This is a genomic window from Comamonas sp. DB36, assembly GCF_057914905.1.
In genome coordinates this window covers 1,719,101-1,733,885 of sequence record NZ_CP196631.1, presented here as the reverse complement: position 1 = coordinate 1,733,885, position 14,785 = coordinate 1,719,101, and the positions used below count along the sequence as shown (strand labels likewise).

Annotated in this window: 11 protein-coding genes and 1 tRNA gene; 5 read left to right on the top strand and 7 right to left on the bottom strand. The window is 67.3% G+C overall.

The window, feature by feature from the left end; genetic code table 11:
* Positions 1 to 79: 79 nt before the first annotated feature.
* The 3 genes from ACSVDO_RS08095 to ACSVDO_RS08085 all read left to right on the top strand — a co-directional run bounded on the left by ACSVDO_RS08095 (position 80) and on the right by ACSVDO_RS08085 (position 4,048).
* Positions 80 to 613, top strand: coding sequence for an RNA polymerase sigma factor (locus tag ACSVDO_RS08095; RefSeq protein ID WP_489595781.1), 534 nt, complete (start codon positions 80 to 82; stop codon positions 611 to 613).
* A 2-nt stretch (positions 614 to 615) separates the two neighbouring features.
* Entirely contained in the window at positions 616 to 1,584 is a 969-nt protein-coding gene (locus ACSVDO_RS08090; protein WP_489595780.1) for a FecR family protein, read from the top strand.
* A gap of 103 nt (positions 1,585 to 1,687) precedes the next feature.
* Positions 1,688 to 4,048, top strand: coding sequence for a TonB-dependent siderophore receptor (locus ACSVDO_RS08085; protein WP_489595778.1), 2,361 nt, complete (start codon positions 1,688 to 1,690; stop codon positions 4,046 to 4,048).
* Between the two features lie 239 nt (positions 4,049 to 4,287).
* Here ACSVDO_RS08085 and ACSVDO_RS08080 read toward each other — a convergent pair whose 3' ends face one another.
* The 6 genes from ACSVDO_RS08080 to ACSVDO_RS08055 all read right to left on the bottom strand — a co-directional run bounded on the left by ACSVDO_RS08080 (position 4,288) and on the right by ACSVDO_RS08055 (position 12,994).
* Positions 4,288 to 6,456: a TonB-dependent receptor gene (locus ACSVDO_RS08080; protein WP_489595776.1), complete on the bottom strand. Its 2,169-nt coding sequence runs from the start codon at positions 6,454 to 6,456 to the stop codon at positions 4,288 to 4,290.
* A 126-nt stretch (positions 6,457 to 6,582) separates the two neighbouring features.
* Positions 6,583 to 7,536: a siderophore ABC transporter substrate-binding protein gene (locus ACSVDO_RS08075; RefSeq protein WP_489595774.1), complete on the bottom strand. Its 954-nt coding sequence runs from the start codon at positions 7,534 to 7,536 to the stop codon at positions 6,583 to 6,585.
* Positions 7,537 to 7,577: 41 nt separating this feature from the next.
* A complete protein-coding gene (locus tag ACSVDO_RS08070; protein WP_489595772.1) occupies positions 7,578 to 8,522 on the bottom strand; it encodes an iron chelate uptake ABC transporter family permease subunit in 945 nt (314 codons plus the stop codon).
* Complete coding sequence (locus ACSVDO_RS08065) at positions 8,519 to 9,469, bottom strand: ABC transporter permease (protein ID WP_489595771.1); 951 nt, start codon at positions 9,467 to 9,469, stop codon at positions 8,519 to 8,521. The genes ACSVDO_RS08070 and ACSVDO_RS08065 overlap by 4 nt, the downstream gene beginning before the upstream one ends.
* 16 nt (positions 9,470 to 9,485) lie before the next feature.
* Positions 9,486 to 11,228 carry an ABC transporter ATP-binding protein gene (locus ACSVDO_RS08060; protein ID WP_489595769.1) on the bottom strand — a complete coding sequence of 581 codons (1,743 nt, stop codon included), beginning with the start codon at positions 11,226 to 11,228 and terminating at the stop codon, positions 9,486 to 9,488.
* Positions 11,222 to 12,994, bottom strand: a complete 1,773-nt coding sequence (locus ACSVDO_RS08055; RefSeq protein WP_489595768.1) for an ABC transporter ATP-binding protein — start codon at positions 12,992 to 12,994, stop codon at positions 11,222 to 11,224. Before ACSVDO_RS08055 ends, ACSVDO_RS08060 begins: the two co-directional genes overlap by 7 nt.
* 160 nt (positions 12,995 to 13,154) lie before the next feature.
* On the opposite strand from ACSVDO_RS08055, the gene ACSVDO_RS08050 reads away from it, so the two are divergent.
* On the top strand, positions 13,155 to 13,802 hold the full coding sequence (locus tag ACSVDO_RS08050; protein WP_332684250.1) for a TetR/AcrR family transcriptional regulator: 648 nt from the start codon (positions 13,155 to 13,157) through the stop codon (positions 13,800 to 13,802).
* 185 nt (positions 13,803 to 13,987) lie between these two features.
* Positions 13,988 to 14,617 carry a thioredoxin domain-containing protein gene (locus tag ACSVDO_RS08045; RefSeq protein WP_489595766.1) on the top strand — a complete coding sequence of 210 codons (630 nt, stop codon included), beginning with the start codon at positions 13,988 to 13,990 and terminating at the stop codon, positions 14,615 to 14,617.
* Positions 14,618 to 14,689: 72 nt separating this feature from the next.
* Here ACSVDO_RS08045 and ACSVDO_RS08040 read toward each other — a convergent pair.
* Positions 14,690 to 14,766: transfer RNA gene (locus ACSVDO_RS08040), tRNA-Val, on the bottom strand.
* Positions 14,767 to 14,785: the final 19 nt, after the last annotated feature.

Sequence of the window (14,785 nt, the reverse complement as noted above, 5' to 3'; positions counted from 1 at the left end):
CATGCCTGAGCGGCGGGCACAGGATTCGATGGATAATCCGTATTGAGAACTCATCTCATTACGATTGACCATTTCTTCCGTGAATCAAACCGCCTCCCCCGTTTGGCTGGGCCTGGATCTGGGCTGGGCCTACCACGCCCTGCTGCCCACCATCTGGCGCAGCACGCGCTGCGTGCACCGGGCCCAGGACGTGCTGCACGATGCCTTTTTGCGCTACGCGCTCAGCGGCCGGCACACAAGCCTTGCGAGTCCCCATGCCTATCTGCGGCGCGTGGTGCATTCGGTGCTGGCCGACCATGCGAACGAGGCCAGGCGCTGGTGCGCCCTGCCCGACGATGCGCTGCAGCTGCAGAACGAAGGCGCGGACGCGATGCTGCTGACCGCGCCTTCGGCGGAATTCCTGCTTGACCTGCAGCAGCGCCTGCAGGCGGTGCAGACCACGATCAGCGGACTGCCGCCGCGCTGCCGCGAAGTGTTCTGGCTGTGCCGCATCGAGGGCCTGACCCAGCCCGAGATCGCGCGCCAGCTGGGCATCACGCTCAACGCGGTGGAGCGCCACCTGATCCGCGCCCTGGTCGATCTGCGCGCGCTGCGCGAGCAGATCGGCGGCTGAAGATGGCAACCCAAACGACGGCGCGCGAAGATGCGGCGCGCTGGTTTCTGCGCATGCGCGAGACCCCGGTGCCGCAGGCGCAGCGCAGCGCCTTCGATGCCTGGCTCAAGGCCCACCCCGACCACGCGCGCGAATACGCAGGCTTTGACCTGCTGTGGCAGGACTTCGGCGCCACCGACCGCGCCCAGGCACTGGCCACGGCCCAGCGGCGCCGCCAGCGCCGCCATGTGACGCGCGGGCTGCTGGGGCTTGCGGGTTTTGCCAGCCTGGGCTGGCTGCTGCATGCGCATTGGCGCGCGGCCGATGACGCCGCGCGCTTCGCGCTGGCGCGTGAGACGGCAATCGGTCAGTTCGATCCCGTGTCCCTGCCCGATGGCAGCCAGGTGCGGCTGGGCGGATCGACCTCCATTGAAGTCGCCTTCGATCGTGCGCAGCGCGCCGTGCGGCTGGCCCATGGCCAGGCGCTGTTCCATGTGGCGCCCGATCCCGCGCGCCCGTTTGTCGTCGACTGCGCGGGCGCGCGCATCACCGTGGTGGGTACCGTGTTCTCGGTCGATCGACTGCCGGGCAGCGTGCGCGTGAGCGTGCAGGAAGGCGTGGTGCGCCTGGCTGCGCGCGACAAGCTGCAGGCCCCGCTGGAGCTGCGCGCCGGCCAGGTCGGCGCCTGGTACGACGCGGCCGTGCCCGGCAGCACGCCGCAGCGCCTTGCAGGCATCAACGCCGATGACGCGTTTGCCATCGAGCGCGGGCTGATCGTCTTCGAACTCGCGACGCTGGAGGAAATCGCCGCCACGCTGTCGCGCTACCACCCGCTGGCCATACGCGCCCTGCCCGCCACGGGCCAGCGCGCGCCGCGCATCACGGCCGCGGTGCAGCTGCGCCAGCTCGATGATTTCCTGCGCGCGCTGCCGCACCTGGCCGCGGTGCGCGTGCAGCGCGCCAGCAGCGAAATCGTGCTGTCGGCACGCTGAGGAAATTTATTTCGCCTTCGAGCTCAGGGATTGCGCGGGCATCTGCGTCATACATGCAGGCTTGTCCGTGGGACGAGCAATGACCTCTCAGGAGCCCTCTTTCATGTCGAAGTTTTCCCGCGCCGGCCGTCCCCTGCGCCACGCCACCCTTTCCCTGCTGTGCGCATCCGCCTGGGCCGCGTCCGTTGCCTGGGCCGCGCCGCTGGCCATCGATCTGCCGGCCCAGCCGCTGGCTGACGCACTCAAGTCGCTGGCCCGCAGCGCGGGTGTGACGATTGCCGCCGATGGCGCGCTGCTCGCGGGCAGGCAGGCGCCTGCGGTGCGCGGCCAGCTCGAAGTCTCGGACGGTCTGCGCCAGCTGCTGCGCGGCAGCGGCCTGGAGTTCGTGCAGTCGATACCGGGGACCTATCTGATTCGCGCCGTGCAGCTGGACACGGTGACGGTCACGGCGCGCGCAGACCACAGCGGCACGACAGAAGGCACGGGCAGCTACACGCAGACCGGCCCGACGCGCAGCGCCACCGGCCTGGCCCTGACGCTGCGCGAAACGCCGCAGTCGGTCAGCGTGATGACGCGCCAGCGCATGGATGATTTCAAGCTCGAGACGCTGACCGATGTGATGGAGCAGACGCCGGGCGTGACCATCGATCGCCAGGGCGACGGCAACAACATCATGGTGCGCGGCAACGCCGTCAACCTGCAGGTCGATGGCCTGCGCCAGATGGCCAGCGGCTGGTATGCGAACACGCAGATGCTCTACACCATGGACGACATGGTGGAGATGGACCGCATCGAAGTGCTCAAGGGCTCGTCGGGCCTGATGAACGGTGACGGCTATTACGGCGCCACGGTCAACATGATTCGCAAGCGGCCCACGCACGAGTTCAAGGCCAGCGTCGGCGCTGGCGCAGGCAGCTGGGACAACTACCGCGCCGATGTGGACCTGGGTGGGGCGCTCAACGACAGCGGCAGCATCCGTGGCCGTCTGGTGGCCGCGGCCGCCGACGGCAAGGAATTCCGCGATCATGCCAAGCGCAGCAACCAGACGCTGTTCGGCACGCTGGACATCGATCTGGGCGAGCGCACGCTGCTCAATGTCGGCTTCACCCAGCGCCAGCGCGAGTACTACGGCGCGGGCAGCACCAGCATGATCCAGGCCTATGCGGCCAACGGCCAGTACATGGGCCTGCAGCCGCGCGCGTTCAATGTGGGCGCACCCTGGTCTGGCTTTGCGCAAGATTCGCGCACGCTGTTTGCCAACCTGGAGCATCGTTTCGGCAATGGCTGGACCGCCAAGCTGCGTGTCAGCGATGAAAGAACCGAGATGCCCGACGGCGAAGGCGGCATCTGGTTCACGGGCATTCCGGCCGTGGTGGATACCAATTGGGCACGCGATCACGTCAACAAGAACCGCAGTCTGGCGCTGGACCTGCAGGGTCCGGTGCAGCTGTTCGGCCGCACCCATGAGTTGCTGTTCGGGGTCGATGCCGCGCGCACCAGCTCCAATACCTATTCGGGCAACAGGCGCTACAGCAACGTCGCTTTCGACTACGCGGGCGGCGGCGCCGCCATTGTGCGTCCCGCTGATCTGGACAGCCTCCCGCTGAACAATCACAGCTATTTCAGCTCGCGCCGCCATTCGGTCTATGCCGCGGGCCGCTTCAATCTGGCCGACCCGGTCAAGCTGATCGCGGGCGCGCGCATCACCAATTACCAGCAGTACGATCTCACGCCATACGACTATTCGAACTACGACTTCGCGAAAAGCGATGTCATCACCCCGTACGCCGGTTTGGTGGTCGATGTGCATGAGAACGTCTCGCTCTATGGCAGCTATGCGAGCATCTTCAAGCCGCAAAGTGCGGTGGATGCGCAGGGCCGCACGCTGGACCCCGAAGAGGGCCAGACGCGCGAGATCGGCGCCAAGGGCGAGTTCTTCGACAAGCGCCTCAACGCCAGTCTGGCCTATTTCTGGATGAAGACCGACAACGTGGCCGAAGCCACGGGTGAAGTCACTCCCGACGGCATCAGCCTCTACCGCTCGGTGTCGGGCGTCACCAAGCGCGGCTACGAGCTCGAACTGTCCGGCGAAATCGCGCGCGGCTGGCAGGCCCAGGGCAGCTATGTGCAAAACAGCAGCAATCTGAACAACTACACCTATCTGCCGAAAAACCAGTTCAAGCTGGGCAGCACCTACCAGCTGGGCGGGGCGCTGAGCGGCCTGACCGTGGGCGCGGCGACGCGCTGGCAAAGCAAGACCACGGCCGGCCCGCTCACGCAGCCGTCGTTCTGGGTCGTCGATCTGATGGCGCACTATCGCCTCAACGCCCATCTGAGCCTGAGCCTCAACGTGCGCAACGCATTCGACAAGAGCTACTTTGCCGGCATGCGTGATTTCGGTCGGGTGCAGTACACCTGGGGCGCGCCGCGCAGCGTGAATGTCGGCATGCGCTACGACTTCTGAAGCGCAGTTGGAAGTGCCGAGTTGTTCATCGGCACTTCGACAAGCTCAGTGCGAACGGAGTTTTTAGGTCGACAAGCCCAGTGCACGGAGTTTTTACGTCGACAAGCTCAGTGCGAGCGGAGTTTTTAGATCGACAAGCTCGCTGCGAACGGAGTGTGAAGTTCGGCAAGCGCGGAGCGAACGGCGTTTACGTTCGACAGGCACAGCGCGAACGGCCCAACGCCGTTCGCGCTGCCCCATCAAAGATCGATGCTGGCCGACAGCTGGAAGGTGCGCGGCGCGCCCAGCGCCAGGCTGGACAGCAGCGGCATGCCCCAATACGCCTTGTTGGTCAGATTGGTGATGCCGGCGCGCAAGGTCACGGGACGGTTCGCGACCTTGGTCGCGTAGCGCGCGCCCAGGTCGTAGGTGGTGCGCCCGCCTACCCACAGGCCGTTGTCGGCGCTGATGTACTGCTTGGAGACCGCGGTCGCATTGCCCGTGAGCGTCAGTCCCGCGGCGCCGGGCACATCCCATTCCACGCCCAGCTTGCCCTGCAGCCTGGCCACGCCCGTGGCCATCTTGCCCTGGGCACTGGCGACCGTGGTGCGCGTGACCTTGGGGTCGACATAGGCCACGCCGCCCATCAGCCGCAGGCCGCGCGTCGCCGCGCCAAAGAAGCTCCACTCCAGGCCGCGGTTGCGCTGCTCGCCGCCAAACGAGAAGATGTTGGTCACCGGGTCGGTGTAGCTGCTGGGCTTCTCGATCTGGTAGAGCGCGAAAGTATGCGCAAACTCGCCCATGTCGACCTTGACGCCCACTTCCTTTTGCTTGGTCTTGTAGGGCGGGAAGACATCGCCGGCATTTGCCGCGGTGAGGGGCGCGCTCTGCCCCTGGCTCAGGCCTTCGATGTAGTTGGCGTAGAGCGCCACGCGCTCGCTGGCCTTGACCAGCAGCGCGGCCGCGGGCGTGGTCTCGCCCTGGTCGTAGCGCGTGGCGAGCCGCCCGGTCACGGTGCTGTAGGTGTCGCTCTTGACCTGCTGGCGGCGCAGGCCCAGCGTGAGTTGCACGCGGTCCTGGGCAAACGAAATGGTGTCAACCAGGCCAATGCTGGTCAGCGCCAGCGCGGTATGCGAGACCGGCGGCGCGATGAATGCCGGCGCCGCGCCCCAGACCGGGTGGTAGAGGTTGGTGGTCCAGTCGGCGCCGGGCACCGAGCGGCGGCCGTAGTCGTGCTGGTCATGCTCGTAGCGCGTGGCGTTCAAAGCCCACTGATGCTTGATGCCCGCGGTCTGCAGCCGGCCCTTGAGGCCCACTTCGGCCGACTTCTTGTCGACATCGAAGGCCAGCTGGCCCATGGTCGTGCGGTAGTCGCCCGCGGCGTTGAGCACCTGGGCCGAGATCGCGCCGTTGTACTGGTAGTTGGTCCTGGCCGTGCCGAACGCGCCATACGCCGTGATCTGGTCGCCGATGTCGATCTCGCCGCGCAGGATCGCGCCCTTGTCCTTGCTGTCGACATAGGCCCAGTCGGGGTTGATCAGCGTACTGCCGCTGGGCGGGCGCGGAATCGCCACGTTGGGCGCCAGGCTGATGCCGCGCGTCTGGCCGTTGATGTGGTCGTCGGCGCTGTAGAAGTCGGCCGACAGGCGCGCGCGCTGCAGGCGCCAGTCGAGGCCCAGCGCGCCCATCTGCAGCTTCTTGTCCTGGTTGTCGACCGGGCCCGCGCCATCGCGGTAGACGCCGTTGAAGCGCAGGCCGAATTCCTTTTGCGCGCCAAAGCGCCGGCCGATATCGACATGGCCGCCGAACTGTGAGTCCGATAGGTAGGTGGCCGTGAAGCGCGTGAGCGGCGTGTCGCCCGCGCGCTTGGGCACGAGGTTGATCGCCCCGCCCACCGAGCCGCCGGGCGGCATTCCATTGAGCAGCGCCGACGGACCCTTGAGCACTTCGACGCGCTCGAACATTTCAGGCGAAGTGCGGTAGTACGGCGCCATGCCGGCCAGCCCGCCGAACGTCATGTCGTTGGTGCTCGAGGCAAAACCGCGTATCGAATAGTTCTCGCTCCAGGCGCCGGAAACGCCGTTGCTGAACACCGCCGGGTCGGTGGCGGAAATCACTTCCGTGATGTCCTTGGCCTGGCGATCGGCAACGTACTTCTCGGTGTAGCTGATGGTGGAGAACGGCGTCTCCATGAAGTCCTTGTCGCCCAGAAAGCCCACGCGCCCGCCCGAGGAGACCTGGCCGCCCGCATAGGGCGCGGTGGCGCCGCCGGACTGTCCCGAGACAGTGACGGTGGGCAGCGTGGCCGCGGTCTCGGTCGACTGGGCCTGCGCGCTGATGGCGATCAACGCCAGCGCGGCGCCAGCGGTCTGGCGCAGCAGGAACGCGCCGGTGGGTGTGGAGTGTGAAGTGCGGCGGATGCGGGACATCGGATGCTCGCTTAGAAGTTGAGGTGGATTGAAATGAGACGCACTCCTGTTTCCAGGCGGCAGTTCGCCGTCGCTGGCACAGGAATACGTCAGGGGATCAGGCCCTGGTCGGGGCCGGAATGCGGGTCAGGGGCGGTAGGCCTTGAGGACGTCATCGATCACGATGCGCACGGAAGTCGGACTGGCCGCGGTCACATACCAGGCCTGGGCGTCGACAAACACCACGCGGCCGTTCTTCCAGGCCTTGGTCTGGCGCAGCAGCGGATTGCCCAGGCTTTCGGCGTCGAGCGCGGCGCGGCGCTCCATCACCGCCGTGCGGTCGACCACATAGATGATGTCGGGATCGGCCTGCTGGATGAATTCGCTGGAGACCGGCTGGCCGTGCAGACCGGTGTCGGCGGCCGGGCCCGCGGGCTTGACGCCCAGCGCGCTGAAGACAAAACCGTAGCGCGACTGCGGGCCGAACGAACTGAAGGCGCCGTTGTTGTGCAGCACGATCAGCGCCTTCTCGGGCCTGTCCTTGGTGGCCTGGCGCGCCTGCTGCACCTTGGCGTCGAGTTCCGCGGCCTTGGCGCGCGCCGTGTCCTGCCGGCCGAACAACTGGCCCAGCGTCAGCAGATGGTCCTTGATGACCTCGATGTGGCGCGTGGCGCTGTTGCGGTAGTCGACATCGAACTGAATGGTGGGCGCAATCTGCGACAGCTCCTTGTACTGGCCGGCCTGCAGCGAGGTGATCAGTATCAGATCGGGGCGGGCCGCATGCACGCGTTCCACGTTGGGCTGCACGATGGAGCCCAGGTCCTGCACGCGCGGCGCATTCTGGTATTTGGCGAGGAAATGCGGAATGAAGTCCTTGGGCATGCCGATCACGGGCACGCCCAGCTGGTCGAGAAAGTCGACTTCGTTCATGTCGAGCGCCGCAACGCGCTGGGGCTGCTTGCTGACCACGGTCTTGCCCAGCTGGTGCTGCACCGTCATCGGCGTGAACGGCTGGGAAGCCACAGCGGCGCTCTGGGCGCAGGCGCTCAGCGCGGTCATGCCGGCCAGCAGCAAGGCGGCGCCGCGGAAGGTGAAACTCATGGTTTTTCTCCTGAAGATGGGAAGTGGCTGAATGAAAAATGTCATTGCGCGCCCCGGTGGCGCACGACCAGCGCGAGGAAGTACGCGCCGCACACCAGATTGACCAGGATGCCCACCGTGGTGCGGTAGTTGAAGAGATGCTCCACCGCCAGCTGCGCCGCAATGAAGATGGCCACGGCAATGGCGCAGCCCAGGGGCAGCGTCACGCGGTGGCGCATGCCGCGCGCCAGCGCATAGGCCGTGTTGGCCACGAAGATGCCCATGAAGGCCGTCGGCCCGATCAGGCTGGTCGAGACCGCGACCAGCGTCGAAATCAGCACCAGCTGCAGGCGCACCGCGCGGCGGTAGTCCACGCCCAGCGAGATGGCGGTCTCGCGCCCCAGCGCCAGCACATCGAGCGTGGGCAGAGTGCGCAGTCCCAGCGCGCAGACCAGGGCCACGATCGCGCCCGCATACAGCAGCTGCTCGGGCTGGGCGCGGTTGAAGGACGCCTGGGTGAAGCCCAGTAGCATGGAAAACTCGCCCGGGCTGGTGCGAAACTGCACGAACTGCGTGAACGTGCCCATCACCAGCGTCAGCACCAGGCCCACGAGCAGCAGCGCATACACATTGCTGTGGCCGTCCTGGAACAGCCAGCGGTGCAGCAGCCACGAATAGGCCAGCATCAGCGCCACCGACAGCGCGAAGTTGCCGCCCGCGCTCAGCAGCACCAGGCTTTGCGTTCCCAGCAGCAGCACCAGCAGCGACTGCGCCAGCAGATAGACGGCTTCATAACCCATGACGGCCGGCGTGAGAATGCGGTTGTTGGTGAGCGTCTGGAAGGTGATGGCCGACCAGCCAATGCAGACGCCGCCTATCAGCATTGCGCCCAGGCGCACCAGCCGCTTGGGGATGACATAGCCGAAGTCCAGTCCAGAGAACAGGAACACATAGGTCAGCGCCAGCGCCGCCAATCCCGCGCCCGCCCACAGGGTCCTGCGCGTCATCGCCGCCTCCAGACAATGAGCCCCAGGAACAGCAGTCCGCCCACGCCGCCCGCGGTCAGCCCTATGGGCACCTCGTACGGATAGGCCACGAGCCGCCCGAGAATGTCGCAGAACAGCAGCAGCGAGGCGCCGCCCAGCGCCACCGCGGGCAGCGTGCGGCCCAGGTGATCGCCATGGCGCAGCGCCACCAGATTGGGAATCACCAGCCCGACAAAAGGAATCGCTCCGGCCGTGATCACCGTGGCCGACACCGTGACCGCGACCAGCAGCAGGCCCAGCAGCACCGTGGCGCGGTAGTTGAGCCCCAGGCTGGTGGCCAGGCCCTCGCCCATGCCGAGCACCGTGAAGCGATGGGCATAGGCATAGGTCAGCGCGACGATGGGCAGCACCAGCCAGAGAATTTCGTAGTTGCCCTGCACGATGCGCGAGAAGTCGCCGAGCAGCCAGCCCTGCATGCTTTGCAGGATGTTGTGGCGGTAGGCGTAGAACTCGGCAATGGCGCTGAGCACCCCGCCGTACATCAGGCCTATGACCGGCACCAGCACCGTGCTGCGCGCGCGCACGCGGCGGATGATGGCGACGAACAGCAGGCTGGCGGCCAGGCAGAAGGCCAGCGCGAACAGCATGCGCACGCCGCTGCCCGCGCCGGGCGCGGCCGTCAGCGCAACCAGGATGCCCAGCTTGGCGGCATCGAGCCCGCCGGTGGTGGCCGGCTCGACGAACTTGTTGCGCAGTATCTGCTGCAGCACCACGCCGCAGACAGCCAGGCCCACGCCCGTGAGCACCAGCGCCGCCAGGCGCGGCAGGCGGCTCGCGGTGAGCGTGAGCCAGGCGTCGTCGGACAGCGACAGGATGTCGACCCAGGCGACCTGGCGCGCGCCTGTCAGCAGTGAAGCCAGGCACAGCAGGGCAAACAGCGGCAGCAGGCCGGAACGCAGCAAGGGCATGTGCGAGTCCGTCGGATCAGCGGCGCGCCGGCGCGATGCGCCAGCCCTTGGCCGCGCGGCGCTGGGCCAGGAACTGCGCATAGCGCCCGCCTGCGGCCGCGAGTTCCTCGGGGCTGCCCTGCTCGCAGACCCGGCCGCCATCCAGCACCACGATATGGTCGGCCATGGCCACGGTCGACAGCTGATGGGCGATGACGATCAGCGTGCACTGGCCGCGCAGCCGCGCCAGCGCCTGGGCAATCACCGCCTGGTTCTCGGCGTCGAGCGCGGCCGTGGCTTCGTCGACCAGCAGGATGGGCGCGCGCTTGATCAGCGCGCGTGCAATTGCCACGCGCTGGCGCTCGCCGCCCGACAGCCGCGCGCCGCCCTCGCCCACCGGCGTATCCATGCCCTGCGGCAGGCGCGCGATGATCTCGGCCACGCCCGCCTGGTGCGCGGCCTGCAGCACTTCGGAGTCGCTGGCGCCGGGCCGGCCCATGCGGATGTTGTCGGCAATGCTGCCCGCAAACAGCGCGCTGTCCTGGAAGATCTGGCTGATCTGCGCGGCCAGTTGTTCGCTCGTCATGTCACGCACATCGACGCCGCCCACGCGCACGCTGCCCTGCTGCACGTCGAAGAAGCGCGCGATCAGCCGCGCCAGCGTGGTCTTGCCCGAGCCCGAGGCGCCGATCAGCGCCGTCATGCTCCACGGCGCAATGCGCAGCGTCACGTCCTGCAGCACCGCCGGCTGGCCGGCCGCATAGCAAAACGCCACATCGCGCAGTTCCACCGACGCATCGCGCGGCGCCTGCGGCTGCACCGGCGCGGGCAGCGGCTCGGCGGCGAGAATCTCGCCCACCGCGTCCAGCTGGCCGCGCACTGCGCGCAGCACTTCGCCATAGCTCGCCACATCGAGCAGCGGATCGATGAAACGGTTGACCAGCAGCAGCGCGACGACGGCGGCAACCAGCGTCGCGCTGTCGGGCGCGGCCTGCAGCCACAGCATGGCAGCGGCCAGCAGCGCGGCAAAGATCGCCTGCACCGTCCAGGCGTTGAGCACGGCCGATGCCGTGGACAGGTAGATCAGCCGCGCGCCCGCCCGGCATTGCCGCGCCATCGCCTGCTCCAGCAGCCGCGTGCCGCCGCCATCGCCGTTGAACGCGCGCAACACCGACTGCGCCTGGGCAAACTCGACCATGCGCTGGCTGGTCTGGGCGAAATGCCGGTGATAGGCCTGCTCGGCGCGCCGCCCCAGCCGCGCCGCGGCCAGCGACATGCCCGCAAGAAGAGGCAGGGCCAGCAGCGCGATCAGCCCAAGCGGCGCATGCAGCATGAACAGCGCAACGACAATCACCAGCGGCGTCACCGCACCGCTGATCACGGGCGTGAGCACATGCGCGGGCAGCTGCGCCAGGGCCATCATTCCCTGGGTCAGCACATGGGACAGCCGCGCCGTGTTGCCCGGCGTGAACCAGCCCACGGGCAGGCGCGCGACATGGTCGCCGACGCGCTGGCGCGCGCTCCGCAAGATGGCCACGCCCACGGCCACGCCGGCTTTTTCCACCTGGCGGCGCCAGGCCCAGCAGACCGCCATGCCGGCGGCAAGCGGCAGCAGCCAGGGCGCCGCGGCGCGCGCATCTCCCGCGAGCAGGCGCGAAAGAATGGGCACCAGCGTGACGATGGTCAGCCCGCTGACCAGGCCATAGGAGACAGCCAGCGCGGCATAGCGGCGCAGCACGCGCGCATCGTCGCCCAGCAGTGCGATGAAAGTCTTCAGCATGCGCCACCCGCTTCTTCTTGCGACGGCGCGTAGCCGCCCAGCGCCCACAGCCGCGCATAGCGGCCGCCGGCTGCCAGCAGATTGGCATGGCGGCCCTGCTCGGCGATGCGCCCGTCTTCGAGCACGATGATGTGGTCCGCCTGGGCAATGGTGTCTAGCCTATGGGCAATGACCAGCAGGCTGCGCCCCTGGGCCATGCGCGACAGCGCTTCCTGGATCGCCAGTTCGCTTTCGGCGTCGGCCGCGGCCGTGGCTTCGTCCAGCACCAGCACGGGGGCATCGAGCAGCACCGCGCGCGCAATGCTCACGCGCTGGCGCTCGCCGCCCGACAGTTCGGCGTCCTCGCCCACCACCGAGTCATAGCCGCGCGGCAGGCGCAGTATGCGTTCATGGATATTGGCGACGCGCGCTGCCTGCTCGATCTCCTGGGCGCTGGCCGAGGGCCGGCCCAGCGCGATGTTTTCCGCCACGCTTGCATGGATCAGCCGCACTTCCTGCAGCACAAAGCCCACGCGGCGATACAGTTCGGCGCTTTCCATCTGGCGCAGGTCGGCGCCGCCCAGCGTGATGCGTCCCTGCGTGGGATCGAAGAAGCGCAGCAGCAGCCGCGCCAGCGTCGACTTGCCCGAACCCGAGGCGCCAACCACGGCGGTCACCGTGCCGGGCCGCAGCGTGAAACTGATATCGGACAGCACATTTTCCTGCCCCTCATAGGCGTAGCCGACCTGCTCGAAGCGCACCTCGGCGCCGGCCGGAATCGCGCGCTGCGCGGGCGCTGGCTGCGCCAGTACAGGCGTCTGCAGCAGCGCATGCACGCGCTGCGCCGCGCCGGCGGCGGCGTTGAGGTCATGCGTCAGATAGTGCAGCAGCAACAGTGGCGCCGACATGCCAGGCGCGACCAGCACAAACGGCAGCAGGTCGGCCGGCGCCATCCAGCCCTGGGCAACGAACAAGGTGCCCGCAACCAGCACCACGCCCAGCACCGCCACGGGCGCGATCATTGCGTTGGCATGGGCCATCGCGCCCACCAGCGGGCGCGTGAAATCGGTGAACACGCGCGCAAAGGAATCGACCGCCTCGCGGTAGGCGCCGTGGGACTTGCCGGCCGCGCCAAAGGCCTTGAGCACCGGCATGCCGCCCGTGAACTCGACCACGGCGTTGTTGATGCGCCCCATGGCCGTCGCGAACTCGCCCATGTTGGCCGCGCTGCGTTTCACCGCGCGGCCGAAGAACGCGAAAAATGCGGGAAACGGCAGCAGCGCGACGATGGCCAGGCGCCAGTCCATGGCCAGCAGATAGAGCGCGCAGGCCAGCACCGCGCCCGCGGCGCGTCCGGCCGTGGTGAAGAAATGCGCGGTCAGTTCGTGCAGCGTGCCTATGTCGTCCTGCATGGCCTGCTTGACTTCGCCCGACGCCCGGTCGGTGAACCAGCCCAGCGGCAGCTGCGCCAGGCGCTGCACCGCGCTCTGGCGCAAGGCGTGCGTCAGATGGTTGTCGGCCAGATGCGCCACCAGTTCGCCGGCCGAGATCGCCGCCATGCCCGCCAGCACACAGACCACGCTGATGCCGACAATGGACCAGAGCGTATCGGGCAGCGCGCCGGCCGCGCCCAGCGCCAGGGCCGCGATATGCGCCATGGCGGCCAGCGGCACCAGCGTGAGCACGGCGCCCAGTGCCGACAGCGACGCCGCGGCAATCAGCGCGCCGCGGATCGGCCGCAGCACCCGGGAAATCGGCCCGGGTTCCTGGGTCGCGCGGGTACTCATGGCACCGACACAAACATGCAAGGGTCGGCGCAACCCGTTAGCGCGCAGAATGGCCGCCAATAAAGAAACAACGAAGACACGGTACGTAATTGAGAATCAGAATTAGTTGCATGATACTAAACTAATTAAGATGCTGTAGTTCTGCCCCACTGAAATGAACATGGAAACAACATCCCTGCCCCCCGCGCGCGGACGCGGCCGCCCACCCTCCATCACCCATGCGCGCATTGCCGACGCCGGCATCGCGCTGGGGCTGCGCAACATCACGTTTGTCGGCGTGGCTGCGGCGCTGGGCGTGAGCCACATGGCCCTGTACAAGCATGTGGCCAGCCTGGAAGCACTCAAGCAGCTGGTGGCCGATGAAATCATCCGCCGCTGGCGGATTCCCCAGGCCCTGGGCAACGACCCCGAAGGGCTGCACGTCTACCTCACGCTGTTCAGCGCCTCGATACAGGCGTTCGTCAAGGCGCATCCGGGGGTCACGCCCTATATGCTGCGCCGCATGGCGGCCTCCGATGCTGTCATCGAGAAGATCCAATCGCACCAGCGCCACATCGCCCAGGCCTACGGCATTGCGCAGGAGCGCGCGCAATGGCTGCTGGCAACGGTGGCATTTCACTGCTTTGCGGCCGCCGACACGGTGTACTCGGTCGCTGCGCAGGAGCCCGTGGTCGACGCGGACCGGGCCGCGGAAGAAGCCGAGATGGAAGTGGAATTCACGCGCGGCATGCAGGCATTGATCGTCGGTGCGCTGCTGCTTTCAGCAGGCGACGGCGCGGGAGAACAGAGCGCCCATCGGCCCCGATGATGGAGCGCCGCTGCCCAGGGTTGCCCCCGATGGCTGCACCGGCAAGACCGTCCTAGCATGCGCCACGGCCGATGCAGCAGCGATTTCAAGCCAGGCGGTCGGCTTATTCCATCCCACTCAACCCAGTCTTGCGAGCTGCCATTTGCCCATCGGCGTTGGCGGCAAGCCGGGCTTTTCCAGAACCCATGAAGACCAGAGTTTTTCTTTTCACGGCCTTGTGCCTGGGCCTCGCGGGCACGGCGACGGCCTCCGCCGCGACGCCCGCCGCCGCCGGTGCCGCGCTCATGCAGCCTGACGGCGTGGCGGATCGATTCATCGGCGCCGGCAACGCGCCTTCCACGCTGATCGTCTACAGCTCGCCGACCTGCCCACCCTGCATACGGTTCGAGGAGCAGGTGCTGCCGCAGCTCAAGTCCAGATACGTCGACAGCGGCCGGCTCAGGATCGCGCTGCGCCCCACGGTGAACAATGCCGTCGATGGCGCCATCCTGTTGATCGCCGACGCCAGCGGCCTGATGCGCAGGGATGCAACGCTGGCGCGCTTTCGCGCAAAACGCGCTGACATCATGGCGGCCCAGGACAGGGAAAAAGTGCTGCGCGAAATCGCGGCGCAATCGGGCATGGACAGTGCAGCCTGCGACCGTGCGATGAAGAATGCGGATGCGCTGCGGGCGCTGCAGCGCTTGAGCGATCAGGCTTACAACGATTTCGGCGTCAAGGGAACGCCCAGCTTCTTCCTGGACGGCGTGAAGCTCCACTACGACGGCAGCATCAACAGCTTTTCACGCCATCTCGATACGCCGCCGCGCGGCTGACGGACAACATGCCCGAAAAGAAAAAAGCCTCTCAGACCGTGGATCTGAAAGGCTTTTTTACCAATGGTTATTTGGTAGGCGCGATTGGACTCGAACCAACGACCCCCACCATGTCAAGGTGGTGCTCTAACCAGCTGAGCTACGCGCCTGTCGTTGAAGCCGCAAGTA